This is a genomic window from Kitasatospora sp. NPDC091335 (assembly GCF_044757205.1).
Taxonomy (GTDB): domain Bacteria; phylum Actinomycetota; class Actinomycetes; order Streptomycetales; family Streptomycetaceae; genus Kitasatospora.
On record NZ_JBIVUM010000016.1, the window covers coordinates 196739 to 213982 of the forward strand.

General features: G+C 71.8%; 16 protein-coding genes. 13 read left to right on the top strand and 3 right to left on the bottom strand.

Going from position 1 to position 17244, the window contains the following annotated elements; genetic code table 11:
- The first annotated feature begins 6 nt into the window (after positions 1-6).
- The 8 genes from sufB to ACIQOW_RS29570 all read left to right on the top strand — a co-directional run bounded on the left by sufB (position 7) and on the right by ACIQOW_RS29570 (position 6892).
- A complete protein-coding gene (sufB, locus tag ACIQOW_RS29535) occupies positions 7-1422 on the top strand; it encodes a Fe-S cluster assembly protein SufB (RefSeq protein WP_401089990.1) in 1416 nt (471 codons plus the stop codon).
- Positions 1423-1477: 55 nt separating this feature from the next.
- Positions 1478-2710, top strand: coding sequence for a Fe-S cluster assembly protein SufD (sufD, locus tag ACIQOW_RS29540; RefSeq protein ID WP_401089992.1), 1233 nt, complete (start codon positions 1478-1480; stop codon positions 2708-2710).
- A 5-nt stretch (positions 2711-2715) separates the two neighbouring features.
- Positions 2716-3033 (top strand): bifunctional 3-phenylpropionate/cinnamic acid dioxygenase ferredoxin subunit, encoded by a 318-nt coding sequence (locus ACIQOW_RS29545; RefSeq protein ID WP_063349526.1) that lies wholly within the window; start codon positions 2716-2718, stop codon positions 3031-3033.
- 6 nt (positions 3034-3039) lie between these two features.
- Positions 3040-3804, top strand: a complete 765-nt coding sequence (gene sufC / locus ACIQOW_RS29550) for a Fe-S cluster assembly ATPase SufC (protein ID WP_188300532.1) — start codon at positions 3040-3042, stop codon at positions 3802-3804.
- Positions 3801-5060: a cysteine desulfurase gene (locus ACIQOW_RS29555; protein ID WP_401089994.1), complete on the top strand. Its 1260-nt coding sequence runs from the start codon at positions 3801-3803 to the stop codon at positions 5058-5060. The genes sufC and ACIQOW_RS29555 overlap by 4 nt, the downstream gene beginning before the upstream one ends.
- Positions 5061-5080: 20 nt before the next feature.
- Complete coding sequence (gene sufU, locus ACIQOW_RS29560) at positions 5081-5533, top strand: Fe-S cluster assembly sulfur transfer protein SufU (protein ID WP_188300530.1); 453 nt, start codon at positions 5081-5083, stop codon at positions 5531-5533.
- Between the two features lie 22 nt (positions 5534-5555).
- On the top strand, positions 5556-5954 hold the full coding sequence (locus ACIQOW_RS29565) for a metal-sulfur cluster assembly factor (RefSeq protein ID WP_401089996.1): 399 nt from the start codon (positions 5556-5558) through the stop codon (positions 5952-5954).
- A 278-nt stretch (positions 5955-6232) separates the two neighbouring features.
- Positions 6233-6892 carry a Uma2 family endonuclease gene (locus ACIQOW_RS29570; RefSeq protein WP_401090026.1) on the top strand — a complete coding sequence of 220 codons (660 nt, stop codon included), beginning with the start codon at positions 6233-6235 and terminating at the stop codon, positions 6890-6892.
- 365 nt (positions 6893-7257) lie between these two features.
- Here the strand turns inward: ACIQOW_RS29570 and ACIQOW_RS29575 are convergent, their stop codons facing one another.
- On the bottom strand, positions 7258-8592 hold the full coding sequence (locus tag ACIQOW_RS29575) for an MFS transporter (RefSeq protein ID WP_401089998.1): 1335 nt from the start codon (positions 8590-8592) through the stop codon (positions 7258-7260).
- A 359-nt stretch (positions 8593-8951) separates the two neighbouring features.
- Here ACIQOW_RS29575 and ACIQOW_RS29580 point away from each other — a divergent pair, with 359 nt between their 5' ends.
- A complete protein-coding gene (locus ACIQOW_RS29580) occupies positions 8952-10574 on the top strand; it encodes a hypothetical protein (RefSeq protein WP_401089999.1) in 1623 nt (540 codons plus the stop codon).
- A 66-nt stretch (positions 10575-10640) separates the two neighbouring features.
- Here the strand turns inward: ACIQOW_RS29580 and ACIQOW_RS29585 are convergent, their stop codons facing one another.
- On the bottom strand, positions 10641-11114 hold the full coding sequence (locus tag ACIQOW_RS29585; protein WP_401090001.1) for a VOC family protein: 474 nt from the start codon (positions 11112-11114) through the stop codon (positions 10641-10643).
- A 136-nt stretch (positions 11115-11250) separates the two neighbouring features.
- Here ACIQOW_RS29585 and ACIQOW_RS29590 point away from each other — a divergent pair, with 136 nt between their 5' ends.
- On the top strand, positions 11251-12513 hold the full coding sequence (locus tag ACIQOW_RS29590; protein WP_401090003.1) for a hypothetical protein: 1263 nt from the start codon (positions 11251-11253) through the stop codon (positions 12511-12513).
- Positions 12514-12788: 275 nt separating this feature from the next.
- Positions 12789-14279 (top strand): alkaline phosphatase PhoX, encoded by a 1491-nt coding sequence (locus ACIQOW_RS29595; protein WP_401090005.1) that lies wholly within the window; start codon positions 12789-12791, stop codon positions 14277-14279.
- 40 nt (positions 14280-14319) lie between these two features.
- Here ACIQOW_RS29595 and ACIQOW_RS29600 read toward each other — a convergent pair whose 3' ends face one another.
- Positions 14320-15912, bottom strand: a complete 1593-nt coding sequence (locus tag ACIQOW_RS29600) for a PucR family transcriptional regulator (RefSeq protein WP_401090007.1) — start codon at positions 15910-15912, stop codon at positions 14320-14322.
- Between the two features lie 146 nt (positions 15913-16058).
- Here ACIQOW_RS29600 and ACIQOW_RS29605 point away from each other — a divergent pair, with 146 nt between their 5' ends.
- A complete protein-coding gene (locus tag ACIQOW_RS29605; RefSeq protein ID WP_401090009.1) occupies positions 16059-16655 on the top strand; it encodes a PadR family transcriptional regulator in 597 nt (198 codons plus the stop codon).
- The gene (locus tag ACIQOW_RS29610; RefSeq protein ID WP_401090011.1) at positions 16652-16927 is read left to right on the top strand and encodes a hypothetical protein; all 276 of its coding nucleotides are present in this window, start codon (positions 16652-16654) and stop codon (positions 16925-16927) included. The genes ACIQOW_RS29605 and ACIQOW_RS29610 overlap by 4 nt, the downstream gene beginning before the upstream one ends.
- Positions 16928-17244 lie beyond the last annotated feature (317 nt).

Sequence of the window (17244 nt, forward strand, 5' to 3'; positions counted from 1 at the left end):
GCTCGCATGACTGACACCGTTTCGCACCCGGAGCTCGAGGGCCTGGGCACTTACGAGTACGGCTGGGCCGACCCGGACACCGCCGGTGCCGTGGCCAAGCGCGGGCTCAGCGAGGAGGTCGTCCGCGACATCTCCGCGAAGAAGAACGAGTCCGAGTGGATGCTCAACCTGCGTCTCAAGGGCCTGAAGCTGTTCGGCAAGAAGCCCATGCCGACCTGGGGCTCCGACCTGACCGGCATCGACTTCGACAACATCAAGTACTTCGTCCGCTCCACCGAGAAGCAGGCCGAGTCCTGGGAGGACCTGCCGGCGGACATCAAGGCCACCTACGACAAGCTGGGCATCCCGGAGGCGGAGAAGCAGCGCCTGGTCGCCGGTGTCGCCGCCCAGTACGAGTCCGAGGTCGTCTACCACCAGATCCGCGAGGACCTGGAGGAGCAGGGCGTCATCTTCCTGGACACCGACACCGCGCTGCGCGAGCACCCGGAGATCTTCAAGGAGTACTTCGGTACCGTGATCCCGGCCGGCGACAACAAGTTCGCCGCGCTGAACACCGCGGTGTGGTCGGGCGGCTCGTTCATCTACGTGCCGAAGGGCGTGCACGTGGACATCCCGCTCCAGGCCTACTTCCGGATCAACACCGAGAACATGGGCCAGTTCGAGCGGACGCTGATCATCGTCGACGAGGACGCCTACGTCCACTACGTCGAGGGCTGCACCGCCCCGATCTACTCCTCCGACTCGCTGCACTCCGCGGTCGTGGAGATCATCGTCAAGAAGGGCGGCCGCTGCCGCTACACGACCATCCAGAACTGGTCGAACAACGTCTACAACCTGGTCACCAAGCGCGCCGTGGCGTACGAGGGCGCGACCATGGAGTGGGTCGACGGCAACATCGGCTCCAAGGTCACCATGAAGTACCCGGCCGTCTACCTGATGGGCGAGCACGCCAAGGGCGAGACCCTGTCGATCGCCTTCGCGGGCGAGGGCCAGCACCAGGACGCCGGCGCCAAGATGGTGCACATGGCGCCGAACACCTCGTCCAACATCGTCTCCAAGTCGGTGGCGCGAGGCGGCGGCCGGACCTCCTACCGCGGTCTGATCGAGATCGGCGAGGGCTCCAAGGGCGCCAAGTCCAACGTGCTGTGCGACGCGCTGCTGGTCGACACCATCTCCCGCTCGGACACCTACCCGTACGTGGACGTCCGCGAGGACGACGTGTCCATGGGCCACGAGGCGACCGTCTCCAAGGTCAGCGAGGACCAGCTGTTCTACCTGATGAGCCGCGGCCTGACCGAGTTCGAGGCCATGGCGATGATCGTCCGCGGCTTCGTCGAGCCGATCGCGCGCGAGCTGCCGATGGAGTACGCGCTGGAGCTCAACCGGCTGATCGAGCTCCAGATGGAGGGCGCGGTCGGCTGACGTCCGGCCTTCGACCGCCCACCGACTTTTCGAGGAAGAGAGCACCACGACAGCCATGGCTGACGTCAACACCCCCACCGGCTCCACCACCGCCGGTTCGATCGAGGTCGGCACCGCCGGCGCGGGCGCGCAGCTCGCCGGCCCCGGCACCGGCCGCACCACGGTCCAGCAGCCGATCGACGCGCGCGTCGCGGTCAAGCCGTCCTTCGACGTGAACGACTTCCCGGTGCCCACCGGCCGCGAGGAGGACTGGCGGTTCACCCCGCTGCACCGCCTCGGCGGGCTGCACGACGGCACCGCCGCCGCTGCCGCGCGCGGTGAGGACAAGGTCGAGTTCACGCTGCCGGACGGCGTCACCGCCGAGACCGTCGGCCGTGACGACGCCCGTCTGGGCAAGGCCGGCACGCCGGTCGACCGGGTCGCCGCGCAGGCGTTCAGCGCCTTCGAACAGGCCCTGGTGGTCACCGTTCCCAAGGAATCGGTGCTGGCCGAGCCGGTCAGGATCGACGTGCGGGGCGAGGGCGGGGTCCGCTTCGCCCACGTGGTGATCGACGTCAAGCCGTTCGCCGAGGCCGTCGTGGTGCTGAACCACGCGGGCACCGGCACCCGGGCCGCCAACGTCGAGCTGCTGGTCGGCGAGGGCGCCAAGCTCACCTTCGTCTCCGTGCAGGACTGGGAGCGCGAGGCCGTCCACGTCGCCCAGCACAACGCGCTGGTCGGCCGGGACGCCTCGTTCAAGTCCGTGGTCGTCACCTTCGGCGGTGACCTGGTCCGCCTGCACCCGCGGGTCAACTACGCGGGCCCCGGTGGCGAGGCCGAGCTGTTCGGCCTCTACTTCGCGGACGCCGGCCAGCACCTGGAGCACCGCCTGGTGGTCGACCACGACACGCCGCACTGCCGGTCGAACGTGGCGTACAAGGGCGCGCTCCAGGGGCAGGACGCCCACGCGGTCTGGGTCGGCGACGTGCTGATCCGCGCCGCCGCGCTCGGCACCGACACCTACGAGCTCAACCGGAACCTGGTGCTCACCGACGGCGCCCGGGTCGACTCGATCCCGAACCTGGAGATCGAGACCGGCGAGATCGTCGGCGCCGGCCACGCCTCGGCGACCGGCCGCTTCGACGACGAGCAGCTGTTCTACCTCCAGGCCCGTGGCATCCCGGCCGACGAGGCCCGCCGCCTGGTGGTGCGCGGCTTCTTCGCCGAACTGCTCCAGCAGATCGGCGTGGCCGAGGTCCAGGAGCAGCTCATGGTCAAGATCGACGCCGAGCTGGAATCGGCGGTCTGATCGCCATGACCTTCCTCCGCGCCTGCGCGCTGAGCGACCTCCAGGAGGACGTCCCCAAGCGCGTGGACCTGAACGGCGTGCCGGTCTCCGTCGTCCGCACCGACGAGGGGGTGTTCGCGATCAACGACACCTGCTCGCACGCGAACGTCTCGCTCTCCGAGGGCGAGGTCGAGGACTGCATGATCGAGTGCTGGCTGCACGGCTCCAGCTTCGACCTGCGCACCGGCAAGCCCTCCGGCCTGCCCGCCACCAAGCCGGTCGCTGTCTACCCCGTAAAGATCGAAGGGGACGATGTGCTCGTCTCCGTCAACCAGGAGTCCTGAGTACACATGGCAACCCTTGAAATCCGCGACCTGCACGTCTCCGTGGAAGCCGAGAACGGCCCGCGCGAGATCCTGAAGGGCGTCGACCTGACCGTGAAGCAGGGCGAGACCCACGCCATCATGGGTCCGAACGGCTCCGGCAAGTCCACCCTGGCCTACTCGCTGGCCGGCCACCCCAAGTACACCGTCACCGGCGGCTCGGTGCTGCTGGACGGCGAGGACGTCCTGGAGATGTCCGTCGACGAGCGCGCCAAGGCCGGCGTCTTCCTGGCCATGCAGTACCCGGTCGAGGTCCCCGGGGTCTCGGTCAGCAACTTCCTGCGCACCGCCGCCACCGCCGTCCGCGGCGAGGCCCCGAAGCTGCGGCTGTGGGTGAAGGAGGTCAAGGAGGCGATGGCCGGCCTCCAGATGGACCCGGCCTTCGCCGAGCGCAACGTCAACGAGGGCTTCTCCGGCGGCGAGAAGAAGCGCCACGAGATCCTCCAGCTGGAGCTGCTCAAGCCGAAGATCGCGATCCTCGACGAGACCGACTCCGGCCTGGACGTCGACGCGCTGCGGATCGTCTCCGAGGGCATCAACCGGGTCCGCTCGACCGGTGAGGTCGGCACCCTGCTGGTCACCCACTACACGCGCATCCTGCGGTACATCAAGCCCGACTACGTCCACGTCTTCGCGGGCGGCCGCATCGTCGAGTCCGGCGGCGCCGAGCTGGCCGACAAGCTGGAGAACGAGGGCTACGAGGCGTATGTGAAGGGGGGCGCGTCCGAGTGACCCATCCGTTTGCGGGACTGCTCGACACCGACGCGATCCGCAAGGACTTCCCGGTCCTCCAGCGGGTGCTGCACGACGACAAGCCGCTGGTCTACCTGGACAACGCGGCGACCTCGCAGAAGCCGCGCCAGGTGCTGGAAGCCCTGAACGCCTACTACGAGCGGCACAACGCCAACGTCCACCGCGGCGTGCACGTGCTCGCCGAGGAGGCCACGGCGCTGTACGAGGGCGCCCGTGACAAGGTCGCGGCGTTCGTCAACGCGCCGAGCCGCAACGAGGTGATCTTCACCAAGAACGCCTCGGAGTCGCTCAACCTCGTCGCCAACATGCTCGGCTGGGCCGACGAGCCGTACCGGGTGGACGCCGACTCCGAGATCGTCATCACGGAGATGGAGCACCACTCCAACATCGTCCCGTGGCAGCTGCTGTCGCAGCGCACCGGTGCGAAGCTCAAGTGGTTCGGGCTGACCGACGAGGGCCGGCTCGACCTGTCGAACATCGACGAGCTGATCACCGAGAAGACCAAGGTGGTCTCCTTCACCCTGGTCTCCAACCTGCTGGGCACGGTCAACCCGGTCGAGGCGATCGTCCGCAAGGCCCAGTCGGTCGGCGCGCTGGTCGTCATCGACGCCTCGCAGGCCGCCCCGCACATGGTGCTGGACGTGCAGGCGCTGGAGGCCGACTTCGTCGCCTTCACCGGCCACAAGATGCTGGCCCCGACCGGCATCGGCGTGCTCTGGGGCCGCCACGAGCTGCTGGAGGACCTCCCGCCGTTCCTCGGCGGCGGCGAGATGATCGAGACCGTCACCATGGGCTCGTCCACCTACGCCCCGGCGCCGCACAAGTTCGAGGCCGGCACCCCGCCGATCGCCCAGGCGGTCGGGCTCGGCGCGGCCATCGACTACCTCCAGGACATCGGCATGGAGCGGATCGCGGCGCACGAGCACGCGATCACCGAGTACGCCGTCGAGCGGCTGCTGGAGGTCCCCGACCTGCGGATCATCGGCCCGCGCACGGCCGTGGACCGTGGCGCGGCGATCTCCTTCACGCTCGGCGACATCCACCCGCACGACGTGGGCCAGGTGCTGGACGAGCAGGGCATCGCCGTCCGCGTCGGCCACCACTGCGCGCGGCCGGTCTGCCTGCGGTACGGAATTCCGGCGACCACGCGGGCGTCGTTCTATCTGTACTCGACGCCGGGCGAGGTCGACACGCTGATCGACGGCCTGCACCACGTCCGGAACTTCTTCGGCTGACGGGACGGGGCAGGACGACCATGAAGCTCGACTCGATGTACCAGGACATCATCCTGGACCACTACCGCAACCCGCACGGCAAGGGGCTGCGGGACGGCGACGCCGAGGTGCACCACGTCAACCCGACGTGCGGTGACGAGATCACCCTGCGGGTGAAGCTCGACGGCGTGACCGTCGCCGACGTCTCGTACGAGTCCCAGGGCTGTTCGATCAGCCAGGCGAGCGCCTCGGTGCTCAACGACCTGGTGGTCGGCAAGAGCGTGGGCGAGGCGCAGGCGGTCCAGGAGGCCTTCCTGGAGCTGATGCAGAGCAAGGGCCAGGGCGAGGGGGACGAGGAGGTGCTGGAGGACGCGGTCGCGTTCGCCGGCGTCTCCAAGTACCCGGCCCGGGTCAAGTGCGCGCTGCTCAGCTGGATGGCCTGGAAGGACGCCACCGCCCAGGCGCTCGCCCAGAACCCCGCCGTGAACGACTGATCCCGTAGGGGAGGACAAGACCATGAGTGACGAGAACACCACCACCGGCGCCGAGGCCCCCGCTGCGGAGGAGCAGCAGTCCGGCACCGTCATCGTCGGCACCACGGCCGGCACGGTCTCGGTCGAGGACCTGACCGAGGCCCTGATGGACGTCGTCGACCCCGAGCTGGGCATCGACGTCGTCAACCTGGGCCTGATCTACGGCGTCCACATCGACGAGTCGGACGTGGCCACCATCGACATGACGCTCACCTCGGCGGCCTGCCCGCTGACCGACGTCATCGAGGACCAGGCCAGGACGGCCACCGACGGCCTGGTGCAGGACCTGCGCATCAACTGGGTCTGGATGCCGCCGTGGGGCCCGGACAAGATCACCGACGACGGCCGCGACCAGCTGCGGGCGCTGGGCTTCAACGTCTGAGGCCGGGCTTTCGCCCCTTCGTCAACCTGCTGCCGCGCGAAACCCACGGGTTCGCGCGGCAGTGGTGTGTCCGGGCCTCTTCGCCCGTCGTCGGGTGGACGCCCGCGCGTGGTCCGCTTCGTTGAGCAGGTCCACCGCCGTTCCCCACCATCCACCGCCGACGAACGTCAACCTGCTGCTGTGGAAACCTCTCCTTCGAGGGAAAACGTTTGCGCGGCGGTGGTATATCTGCGACCAGGCGGCCAGGCTGGTGCCGCGACCTCGGAGCGAGCGACGTGATGGCTGTGGAAGCGATCGGGCACTGGACGTTGCCCGACTCGGCGTACGCCATGTGGGTCCGCGGAGAGCTGGCCGACCATCTGCGACTGCCCGACGACGGTACGCGGGTCGAGGTCGTCGGAGGGGAGTTCGTCGTGTCACCGGCGCCGGTCTACGCCCATGGAGGGATTCTCTCGGACATCCAGGAGGCGTTCCTGGCTGCCCGGCTCGCTGATGCGGGATTCCCGTGGAGGGCCGTTCAGAGCGTGAACCTGGACTTGGCCGGGATCGGCGATGGCTACATCCCCGACATGGTGATCGTGGACCGGGACACCGATGCGGCGAAGCGTGCCGAAGAGGTGTTGCACCTTCACGCGCAAGAGATCGGTCTCGTGGTCGAGGTGACCTTCTCGTCCAACGCCCGTGACGACCGTCGTCCGGTGTTCGGAAGGCAGGTCAGGTCCACCGAGTGGAACGGATATGCCCGGGGCGGGGTGCCGTACTACCTGTTGGTGGACCGGGACCCGAGGCAGTCCGGTGTCACGTTGTTCGGGGAGCCGGACCGGGGCGAGGGGACGTACGAGGTGCTCGGGGAGTGGAAGTTCGGCGAGTCCGTCCGGCTGCCGGAGCCGTTCGGCGTCGAGATCGTGACCGGGGCCTGGAAGTCCTGGAACGTCTGAGATCCGCCGCACGACGAACGACGCTGCCGATGGAGACCAGCGCGGGGGTGCCGGTGTACCCGGCGGCGACGACCAGGCCGAGGCCGGTGGCCAGGCCGGTCATGCCGAGGGCGGTGGCCACGCGGTCCGAGGTGGGCGGGACGATCAGCTGAGTGGTGGCCGAGGGGCCGCGTGCCGCCAGGCCGGGCGGCACGCGGTGAGGGCCGGGGCGGGCACCCGCCGGGAGGCGGGTGGGGGAAGGTGGGGAACGGCGGTGGACCTGCTCACCGCAGCGGATGGTGTGCGGGTGTCCACCCCGCGGTGGGCGAAGCACCGCTGCCCGGGACTACCGAAGTAGTCCCGGGCAGCGGCGCTCGTCGTACGGGTCAGGCCGTCGGCTTGGGCTTGCGGGCCACGGCGACGGCGAGGGCGGCGCAGAGGACGGCGGCGAGGGCGGCGAAACCGCTGACGGCGGGCAGCAGGCCGTAGCGCTGGACCAGGGCGCCGACCGCGACGATGGGCAGGGAGCTGCCGAGGTAGACGATGATCCAGAGGGCGGAGAGCTCCGAGCCGCGGCGCTCCGGGTCCATGGCGGTGACGGCGGTGGTGAACAGGGAGCGGAAGGCCACGCCCTGGCAGACGCCGCCGAGGACGCTGCCGATGAAGAGCAGCGCCGGTGTGCCGGTGTACTGGGCGGCGACCACCAGGCCCAGTCCGGTGGCCAGGCCGGCCATGCCGAGGGCGGTCACCACGCGGTCGGTGGTGGGCGGGACGACCAGCTGGGTGACGGCCGAGGAGGCCAGCAGCAGGGCCGCGACCACGGCGCCGACCAGCTTGGAGTCGGTGTGCAGCAGCTTGGCGGCGAAGGCCGGGGCCAGGCTGAGGTAGACGCCGAAGACCGCGTACGAGATGAACCCGGCCGTGGCGGCGAGCAGGAACTCGCGGCGGCCGGTGCGCGGCAGCCGGATGCGTTGCGGGCGTAGGTGGGCGGGGGTGGTGATCCGCGGCAGGGAGGCCGGCGGGCGGTTGCGGCCGGGCATCCGGGGGTGCACCAGGGCCAGCGGCACACAGAGCGCCAGCAGGGCGACGGCGTGCAGCAGGAAGGGTGTCAGCAGCGGGTCGGAGCCGCCGGCCAGCAGGGCGCCGACGATCGGGCCGAGCGCGACGCCGCCCGCCGAACAGGCCAGGGTGATCTTGGCGGCGAGCGTCGGGCGGTCGGGCAGCAGGTCGCCGAGGGCGGCGCCGGCGGCGCCGGTGGACAGGCCGACGGCGATGCCCTGGACGGCGCGGCCGAGCGCGAGCTGCCAGAAGCTGCCGGAGGTGGCGAACACGACGTCGCCGATGGCCGCCAGGGCGACGGCGGGCAGGATCAGGGCGCGGCGGCCGAGGTGGTCGGACCAGTGGCCGACCACGGCCAGCACCGGGACCAGCGCGAACACGTAGATCGCGAAGAGGACGGTGGTGTCGAGCGCGGTGAGGTGCAGCTGCTGCTGGAGGAGCGAGTAGATCGGCGTCGCGAGGTTGGCGCCGATCAGCATGAGCAGCAGGGCGGCGGCCACCAGGCCGACGCGGATGCCGCGAAGCGCGTTCCAGCGGCTGATCGTGGCGAGCTGGAGCTGGGCGCGCGGCGCGAGCTCCAGGGGGAGCAGGGCCTCCGACAGTCGGCGTCCGTCGAGCTGCGCGGTGCGCAGGCCGGAGCCGGCGGGGGAGAGGTCCGCCATGGCAGGGGTCTCCTGTGGCCGGGCACCACCGGGGTCGGCGGGGTGTGCCGGCGTGCCCGTCCGGAGGCGCTGTGGTGGTGGCCGCGGTGCGGGGCTCCCTGGTGGGGCGAGGTGAGCTGAAGAGGGCCCCTCCGGCCCGGGGTCGGGTGGAGGGTGAGGGCTTCGTTGCCCCGGTGGCCCGCGCGGGGTGTGCGCGGTGCCAGATCGAAGGATAAGGGGTGGGCGTACGCCCACGGCGCGCGCCCCTGGGTGCGCCCCGCACAGCCGGGCGTCGGGGGTGCCCGGCCTATACGCTGAGGTGTTGGATCGGGTACGCGGCGCTGTTGGGCTGACCGCTGGCTGAGGGAGAGCGCACAACGATGGCCGGACGACGTCGCAAGAACGCCGGAGCTTCGGCAGAGGAGGGGCCGGTCGAGGCGGTCCTGCCGGCCGACCTGGAGCTCCAGGACCTCTACGGGGCCTTCGCCGCGCACGGGCTGGACGACGAGGACCTGGACGACGCTGCCGTCCTGGTCCCGCCGGTGCGGCTGCCCGCCGAGGAGGAGCTGGCCGGGCAGGCGAAGGCCGTACCGATGTTCGGGTACGCGCTGGCGCTGGCTCGCTGGGCGGCCCCGCACCGGGTGGTGGACGAGTTCGGCGACCTGGTCGAGGCGGACCGGGCCCCCGTGGCCAGGCTGCTGGGCCTGGCCCCGGCCGAGGGCGAGGTGCCCGAGGAGGCCGAGGTCGAGGCACTGCGGGCCTGGTCGCTGGCCTGTGACCTGGACCTGGTGGAACTCGGTACGACCGCGGAGGGCGAGCACGTCGCCGTCCCCGGACCGGACCTGGAGCCCGCCGAGCAGGGTGATCCGGACACCGTCCTGGAGCTGTGGCTGACCGCCGCCGGGATCGTCCGGGAGCTGGCCGTCGAGGCGGACTCCGTCCCGGAGGAGGCCGACGGCGAACCGGCCGGCGGCGACGAGGGCGACGAGGAGGACGAGGACGGGCTCTCCGGGGTCGAGGAGGCCCGCGATGAGGCCGCCGAGCTGCTCGACGAGGCCCTCCAGGTGCTCTACGAGACCACCGCCTTCGCCGAGCCGGGCAACGAGACCGTGCCGCTGGGCGTGCTGGCCGCGCTGCTGGTGGTCCCGGAGGGCGAGGAACCGAGCGAGGAACTGCTCGGAGACATCACCGACGTGATGGTCGCGCTGGACCCGATGCTGGGCGACCTCGCCGAACTCGGCCTGCTGGACTACCGCCCGATCGATCCCGAGCTGTTCGACGAGGAGGACGGCGAGGAGCCCGCCGTGGTCGGTGAGGAGCCGCTGGACGAGGAGGAGTCGGCCCGCTTCGGGCTGGTCCGGCTCACTCCGCTCGGGCAGTACGGCATCCGGCAGTGGCTGCTGGAGGACGGCTACGACGCGCCGCTGGTCGGCGACCTGGCCAAGGGGGACGCGGCCGAGCTGCTGCGCGGGGTGTGCGAGTCGGCCAACGTGCTGCCGGAGGAGGAGCTGCGGGAGTGGACCGCCGGCCGGGAGCCGGTGGCGGCGGCGCGCGAGCTGCTCGCCGCGGCGCGCGGCATCGACGGGTACGGCCCGCTGCGCCGGATGCTCTGCGTCTCGGCGCTCAACCTGCTCGGTCCCGGCGCGGAGCCGGCCGTCCGGGAGGTCATGGCCGACCCGGAGCTGGGCGGCGCGGCGCGGGCCTGGCTGACCTCCCAGGGGGCGACGGACGTGCCGGTGCCGGACCGGGCGATGGCGCTGTGGACGGTGGTCGACACCTTCGCCGCCCAGCTGCTGGACAACGGCGGCGACGCCGAGCTGCTGCGCGAACTGATCACCGACCTGCCGGTGAACGGGGATCCGGCGGGGTGGTTCGGCGAGCTGTGGCGGGTCGACCACCCGTACACGGCGGACGTCCTGGAGGCGATCGGGGAGCTGCATCCGGACCGGGCGCTCGCCAAGGAGGCGCGCAAGGCGGCCTTCAAGGCGCGCTCCAGGAGCTGATCCGGGAGCTGATCCAGGAGCTGAGCGGGGCAGCGGAGGTCAGGGCGGACCCGGGCGGGCCCGGGTTCAGGGCAGGTCCAGCGACCCGTCCTCGGTGAAGGGGAAGAACGGGTTGTGGGCCAGTTCCCAGAGGTGGCCGTCCGGGTCCTCGAAGTAGCCGGAGTAGCCGCCCCAGTGGGTCGGGAGCGGCGGCTTGACCACCACGGCGCCGGCCTCGACCGCCGTCCGCAGCGCGGCGTCCACCAGGGCGGGGGACTCCAGGTTCACCGCGAGGGTGACGCCGCGGAAGGAGGGCTCGCCGGTCGCGGGCACGCCCGCGTCCGCGGCCAGCTCGTCGGTGGGGAAGAGGCCGAGCACGGAGTCGGCGGTGCGGAACCAGACGATCTCCGGGCTGGAGGCGGCGGAGCGCTTCCAGCCGAGGTCTTCGTAGAAGCGGGCGCTGCGGTCGAGGTCGGTCACCCCGAGGGTGACGATGCTGATCCGGGCGGGGAACGCGCCCTGCCCGGTCCGGTCCTGTGCCGCGTCGTTCTGTGCTGTCATGCCGCCAGGTTAGGGAGGGAGGCTGACAACCGGACGTCCTGACACGGCCACCGCGCCCGTCCGGGGACCGAGCTGATGACCCGGCAGCTGTCGGCACGTAAGGTGGCGTCAGCGGTGCGGGCGCGAGGACTCGGGGGTGCGGCACAGGATGATGCGGGAGAGCGGCGGCAGGCACCAGGAGCGGAACAGCGGGCCCTCGGGCCACGTCCCGGCCCCGGACCGGCGGGTCGGCGAGGACCGTTTCGCCGGTCAATCCGTGGACCGGGCCGTGGAGCAGTCCGTGGACCGACTGGCCGACCAGCTCGCCGACCAGCTCGCCGGGCAGGAGGAGTTCTCCCGCCGGACACTGGCGGCGGCCGACTTCCCGGTGTACGGCGTGGCCGCCGGGTCGGGTCGTACCGGCGAGATGCTGGCCGCCTTCGAGACCTCCGGCGGCGAGCTGCGCTGGGTCGAGGTCCAGTGCGGTGACCGGCGTTCGACGGCCGGCCCGTACGTGACCGTGCGCACCTATCGCCCTGGGGCCGAGCAGGGCGAGCAGCTGCCCGAGCTGGAGGACCTGGTCGAGGACGAACGGGACCGCGTCTACGAGCAGTTGGGCGTCGACGAGGGCGACGGCCCTGGCCGGGTGCGGGCGTTGCGCGAGTGGATCACGGTGGACGGCGAGCCCTGCGCGCTGGAGGTGCACGAGGACCGGCCGGTGCCCGCGCCCGGCGTCCCGCCGGCGGACGGGCCGGTGCCGGTGTGGGCCGGGCGGCTGCGGGTCGGCGGGGTGACCGTGACGGTGTGCGGGCGCGGGCTGGCCCCAGGCGCGGTGGAGCTCGGCGGGATCGGCGACTTCGAGCGCCATCTGCGCGGGCGCACCGAGCTGCTGCGCGACCTCGCCTCCCGGCGGGCCGGGGACGTCCCGGTCGAGGAACGCGAACTCCCGCCCGCTGTGGGGATGGAGGCGCACCGGGCGCTGATCGGGCAGACCGTCGCCGAGTCCGCCGCGATCGAGGCGCAGGTGCGGGCCGGGCGCACGCCGAGGCTGCCGCGCGGGCTGCGCGGGGAGGTTGGGGCGGTGCGCTGGGAGGCGGCGGTGCGCCAGCAGATGCGGCTGGCCACCGAGACCAGGGAGGAGGCCGCGGCGGCGGTGACCTCGATGGTGAACCACCTCAACCGCCTTTCCCAGCAGACTCATTGGCTGGTCGGGACGGCGGAGGGCGAGGCGGCCGTCGAGGAGGTCGTCCGGTACACCGTGTTCGCCAGTGAGGTGGCGAGCCTGCCGGCGCAGCGGGCCTGGGCGCAGCTGTGGCGGGAGCGGCCGGGCGGCGGCGGGGCGGGGGTCTGGGAGGAGCAGCGGATGGCCGAGCGGCTGTGGCTGTCGGCCTGGGAGCAGTGGCGGGTGGCGCGGCGCTGACGGGGTGTCGGCCGGGGCGGGCGGCGGTGGGCCGGCGGCGCGTCCCCGGTGTTCCGGCCCACCGGATGATGGCCGTCCGGCCGGGTGGGCCGGCCGTGTTCCGGGCGGTGATCCGGCGGGACACGGGTAAAGCAGGGGTCATGTGACGGTCATCGGTCGGCAAATGGCCGCCTGGACGTGAGGTGGGCGTCACGCCGGGTTCACCCGTCCGGCGGAGCCTGCTGGGCGTCGGCATCCCACACCGACGCCCCCGCTCATCCTCAGGAGTTGCTGCCATGTCGCTGTCCCGCCGGGACTTCGTCAACCGTTCCACCCTCGTCGGGGCCGGCGTGCTGATCGCCGGCAGCGCCGAGGCGCTGGCCAGCGCCCCGGGCGCGATCGCCGCCCCGGTCGGCGGCGAGGCCCCGGTCGCCGCCGCCGGCGGGACCAACTCGGCCGCCGGCACCGCCGTCGGCTACGGCCAGCTGGTCCAGGACCCGGCCGGGCTGCTGGCCCTGCCGAAGGGCTTCTCGTACAAGGTCCTCAACCGGGCCGGCGTCACCAAGCTGCGCACCGGCGAGTTCACCCCGAGCAACCACGACGGCACCTCCGCCTTCGAGGACGAGCGCGGCGGCAACCTGATGGTGGTCAACCACGAGCTGGCCGGCGCCCGCGCCAACTGGCCGCACCCGGTGCCGCTGACCGAGGGTCACGTCTACGACCCCGGCGCGGCCGGCGGCTGCACCATCGTGCACGCCAAGCGGGACGGCTCGGTCGAGCAGTGGGTCGGCATCGCCGGCACCGCCACCAACTGCGCCGGCGGCGTGACCCCGTGGGGCACCTGGCTGTCCGGCGAGGAGACCGAGGACAAGGCCGGCAAGAACGGCTTCACCAAGGACCACGGCTACATCTTCGAGGTCGACCCGTTCGACGACGACTACAACCGTGACCCGCAGCCGGTCAAGGCCTTCGGCCGCTACGCGCACGAGGCCGTCGTGGTGGACCCGAAGAAGGGCCACGTCTACCTGACCGAGGACGCCTCGAACCCGAACGGCCTGCTCTTCCGCTGGACCCCGCCGGCCGGCTTCAAGCACGGCCGCTACAAGCTGCGCAAGCTGGCCGCCGACGCCGGTGTGCTGGAGGCCTTCAAGGTCTTCGACGCGCAGGGCAAGTTCATCGACGACCTCTCGCGCGCCACCAAGGTCGGCACCACCTACGGCGTGGACTGGGTCAAGGTCGAGGACCGCGACGCCAGGACCGTCTCGGTGCGCAAGCAGTTCAAGGACGGCGAGGTCACCCGCGCCCGCAAGCTGGAGGGCATGTGGTGGGGTGACGGCGGCTTCTACTTCGTCTCCAGCTTCGCCCGCTCGGAGAGCCCGCTCCAGCACGACGGCCAGGTCTGGTTCTACAACCCGACCCGCCGCACCATCACCCTGAAGGTCCTGCTGGGCGTCAACAGCGACGTCTGGGGCGACCACGACAACTTCGACGGCCCGGACAACATCACCGTCTCGCCGTACGGCGGCATCGTGATCGCCGAGGACGGCGACGGCATCTCGCACCTGTTCGGGGCCACCGAGGACGGCCTGGTCTTCCCGATCGCCCGCAACGAGCTGAACATCGGCACCGCCGAGAAGCCCGAGTTCAGCGAGTTCACCGGGGTGACCTTCTCGGACGACGGCAAGACCCTGTTCGCCAACATCCAGACCCCGGGCATCCAGCTGGCCATCAGCGGCCCGTGGCGCCGGCTGAACGAGCACAAGCGCGGCCAGGGCTACGGCGAGTGACCCACCCCTGCTGAACCGACCGCCTGCGGCTGCCCGCGGACTACTCGTCCGCGGGCAGCCGCAGTTGCAGCATCGCCAGCAGGCGCTGCTGCGGCTGGGCGAGGTCGATGCCGGTCAGCTGTTCGGCGCGGCGCACCCGGTAGCGCAGGGTGTTGGGGTGGATGTGCAGGGCGTCCGCGGCCACCCGGACCTCGCCGAGCGCGTCCAGCCAGGCCAGCACCGACTCGGCGAGCCTGGTGCCGTGGCGGCGGTCGTAGTCGGTGAGCGCGGTCAGCCGCGGGTCGCGCAGGCCGGTGCTCTCCTGGAGCAGCGCGACCACCTCGCTGACCAGCACCTCCGCCTGGACGTCGATCAGCGCCGCGACGTCGAGGTCCACTCCGCCGCGGCCCATCGCGTCCAGGATGCGGTCCGCCTGCGCGCGGGAGTCGGGCACCTGGGCCAGGCCGTCGACGGTCGAGCCGATCGCGGCGCGCAGCGGGACGCCCAGGTGCTCGCGGGCGGCCGTCACCACCTCGGAGGCCCAGTCGCGCACGGTGGTCATCGGCAGGCCGGGCGGCAGCTCGGGCAGCAGCACGTACACCCGGGACTCGATCGGGGCGAGCAGCGCGGTGCGGTGCCGGGCGGCGGCGTGCACCGAGATCAGGCCGGTGACGTCGGAGCGGTGCAGCGCGTCGGTGGTGTGCGCGGCGTAGGCGAGCACGGTGGCCGGGCGGCGCAGGTCCAGGCCGAGGTGGGTGGCGAGCGACTGGGGGCCGGTGGAGCCCTCCAGCAGACCGGTGAGCAGGGTCCGGGTGAGCCGGACGTCGGCGGACAGCTCCCGGCGGCGGCGCACCAGCTGGGCGGCCGCGACCCGGGCGGCGCCGACCAGGGCCCGCTCGGCCAGCGGGGCCAGCGGTTGCGCGCCCTCCTGCACCCAGATGGTGCCGAGCGGCTGCGCCCCGGCCCGGATGCCGACCGCCAGACGGCGGCGCAGGCCCAGCTCGGGGTGCGGCTCGACCGCGATCGGGGCGTCCGAGCTGCGCAGGTGCTGGAAGATGCCCCACTCGCGGAGCTTGGACAGGTACGGCTCGGGGCCCTGCCAGCCGAGGATGGACAGCCGGCGCAGGTCGTCGACCTCGTCGGAGTCGGAGGAGCGGGAGTAGGCCAGCACCCGGCTGGAGGTGTCCTCGATCGAGACGATGCCGTTGGTGAGCACGGCGACGGTCTGGGCGAGGGAGAAGAGGTCGCCCGCGTTGGGCTCCGCGGGGTCCGGGGCGTCAGGGCCCGCGATGATCGCCCGGGCCAGCGAGTCGAGGTGCTCCCAGCGGGTCTCGCGGCGCACCGAGAGCAGTGCGACGCCCGCGTCGGTGGCGGCCTCGCGCAGCGCGTCGGCCTGGCCGGGGCCGTCCAGCTTGATCGCGACGGCGGCGGCCCCGGCCCGGCCGGCCGCGCGCAGGGCGGGCAGGGCGGCGCGGCCGCGGGCGCCGATCGCGAGCACGAGTTCGCCGGGGGCGGCGGTCGGCGGGTCCTCCGGGTCCAGGATGGCGACGTCGCGCACCGGGACGTCCAGTCCCTGCGGGGCGGCCTGTAGTTCGACCAGCGGTTCGCCGAGGGACATCAGGAGTTGACGGAGCGGCAGGCCGGGGGTGGTCACTCCGGTCCTCCTTCATCCGCCCGGACAACGGTATGTGGTTGATTTTAGCCGGGCGGACAGAGTTCGGGATCGTCGATGCCGAATAGTTGATCCTGACTATCCGAGAATGAATAGTCAATGCCGACCAATCGATGAGGAACATCTCCGTGGCGAAGCGACGCAAGGTGTCGAACCCGCTGGCCCTCGCGGTCCTGGCCGAGCTCACGATCGAGCCGATGCATCCGTACGAGATGGGGCGCCGGCTCAAGGAGCAGGGCAAGGACCGGAACATCAAGTACAACCGCAGCTCGCTCTACATGGTCGTGGAGCAGCTGCGGAAGGCCGGGTTCGTCGCCGAGCGGGAGACCGTCCGCGACACCCAGCGCCCGGAGCGCACCGTCTACGCCCTCACCGAGGAGGGCACGGCGGAACTCGGCGACTGGATGCGCGAGCTGGTCGCCGAACCACAGCACGAGTACCCGGCGTTCGGGGTGGCCTTGTGCCTGCTGGCGGCACTGCCGATCGAGGAGTCGGCGCAACTGCTGGCCCGACGGCTGGAGGCGCTGGACGCGAGGATCGAGGCCTCGCGGGCCATGCTGCACGAGGTCGGCGGGATGGACGTCCACCCGATGTTCGTCGTCGAGGAGGACTACGCCCTCGCGCTGCTGGAAGCCGAGCGACGCTACACCGAGCACCTCATCGGACAGCTCAGGGAACCGGAGTTCACCCGGAGCCTGCAGGAATTCCTGAGGAGGATGGAATGAGCACCGCCCGCACCATCCGGACCGCACCCACCACGCGCACCACCAGGAAGGCCCTGGTCATCGGCGGCGGGATCGCCGGAACTTTTATGACTGCGCCCAACGGTCTCGTGGCTCTCGCGGCCGTCGGCCTCGAAGCGGCCCGCTGCCTGGCCGGGCAGCCCGACCTGGCGAGTGCCCTGGCGGCCTACGAGGGAGCCCGGCGGCCGGCGGTGGAGGAGGTCGCGGCCGGAGCGGCGGTGGTGAACGGCCGGAAGGCGAGCGCCGGAGTGTGAGCCGGTGTCCCGCGCCGGGGGCGTGGGCCGGTGGTGCGAGGTGGTGTGAACAGTGGGGCGATCGGGGACGGTTCGTGACCGCGGCGTGACCCCCTTCGTCGGGCCGGACAACGCCGTACGGGGGAATTTAGCCGCCCGGCCAATCATGTGGCCCGGTAGCCAGGAATAGCGTTCGTGCTGTGGCCGGCGCGCAACCCGCGCCGGCAATCCCCCCGCACTGAACGAAGGAGAGCGTGCGCTCTATGGACGCTGTGACCCAGGTCCCCGCGCCGGTGAACGAGCCGGTCCACAGCTACGCCCCCGGGAGCCCGGAACGG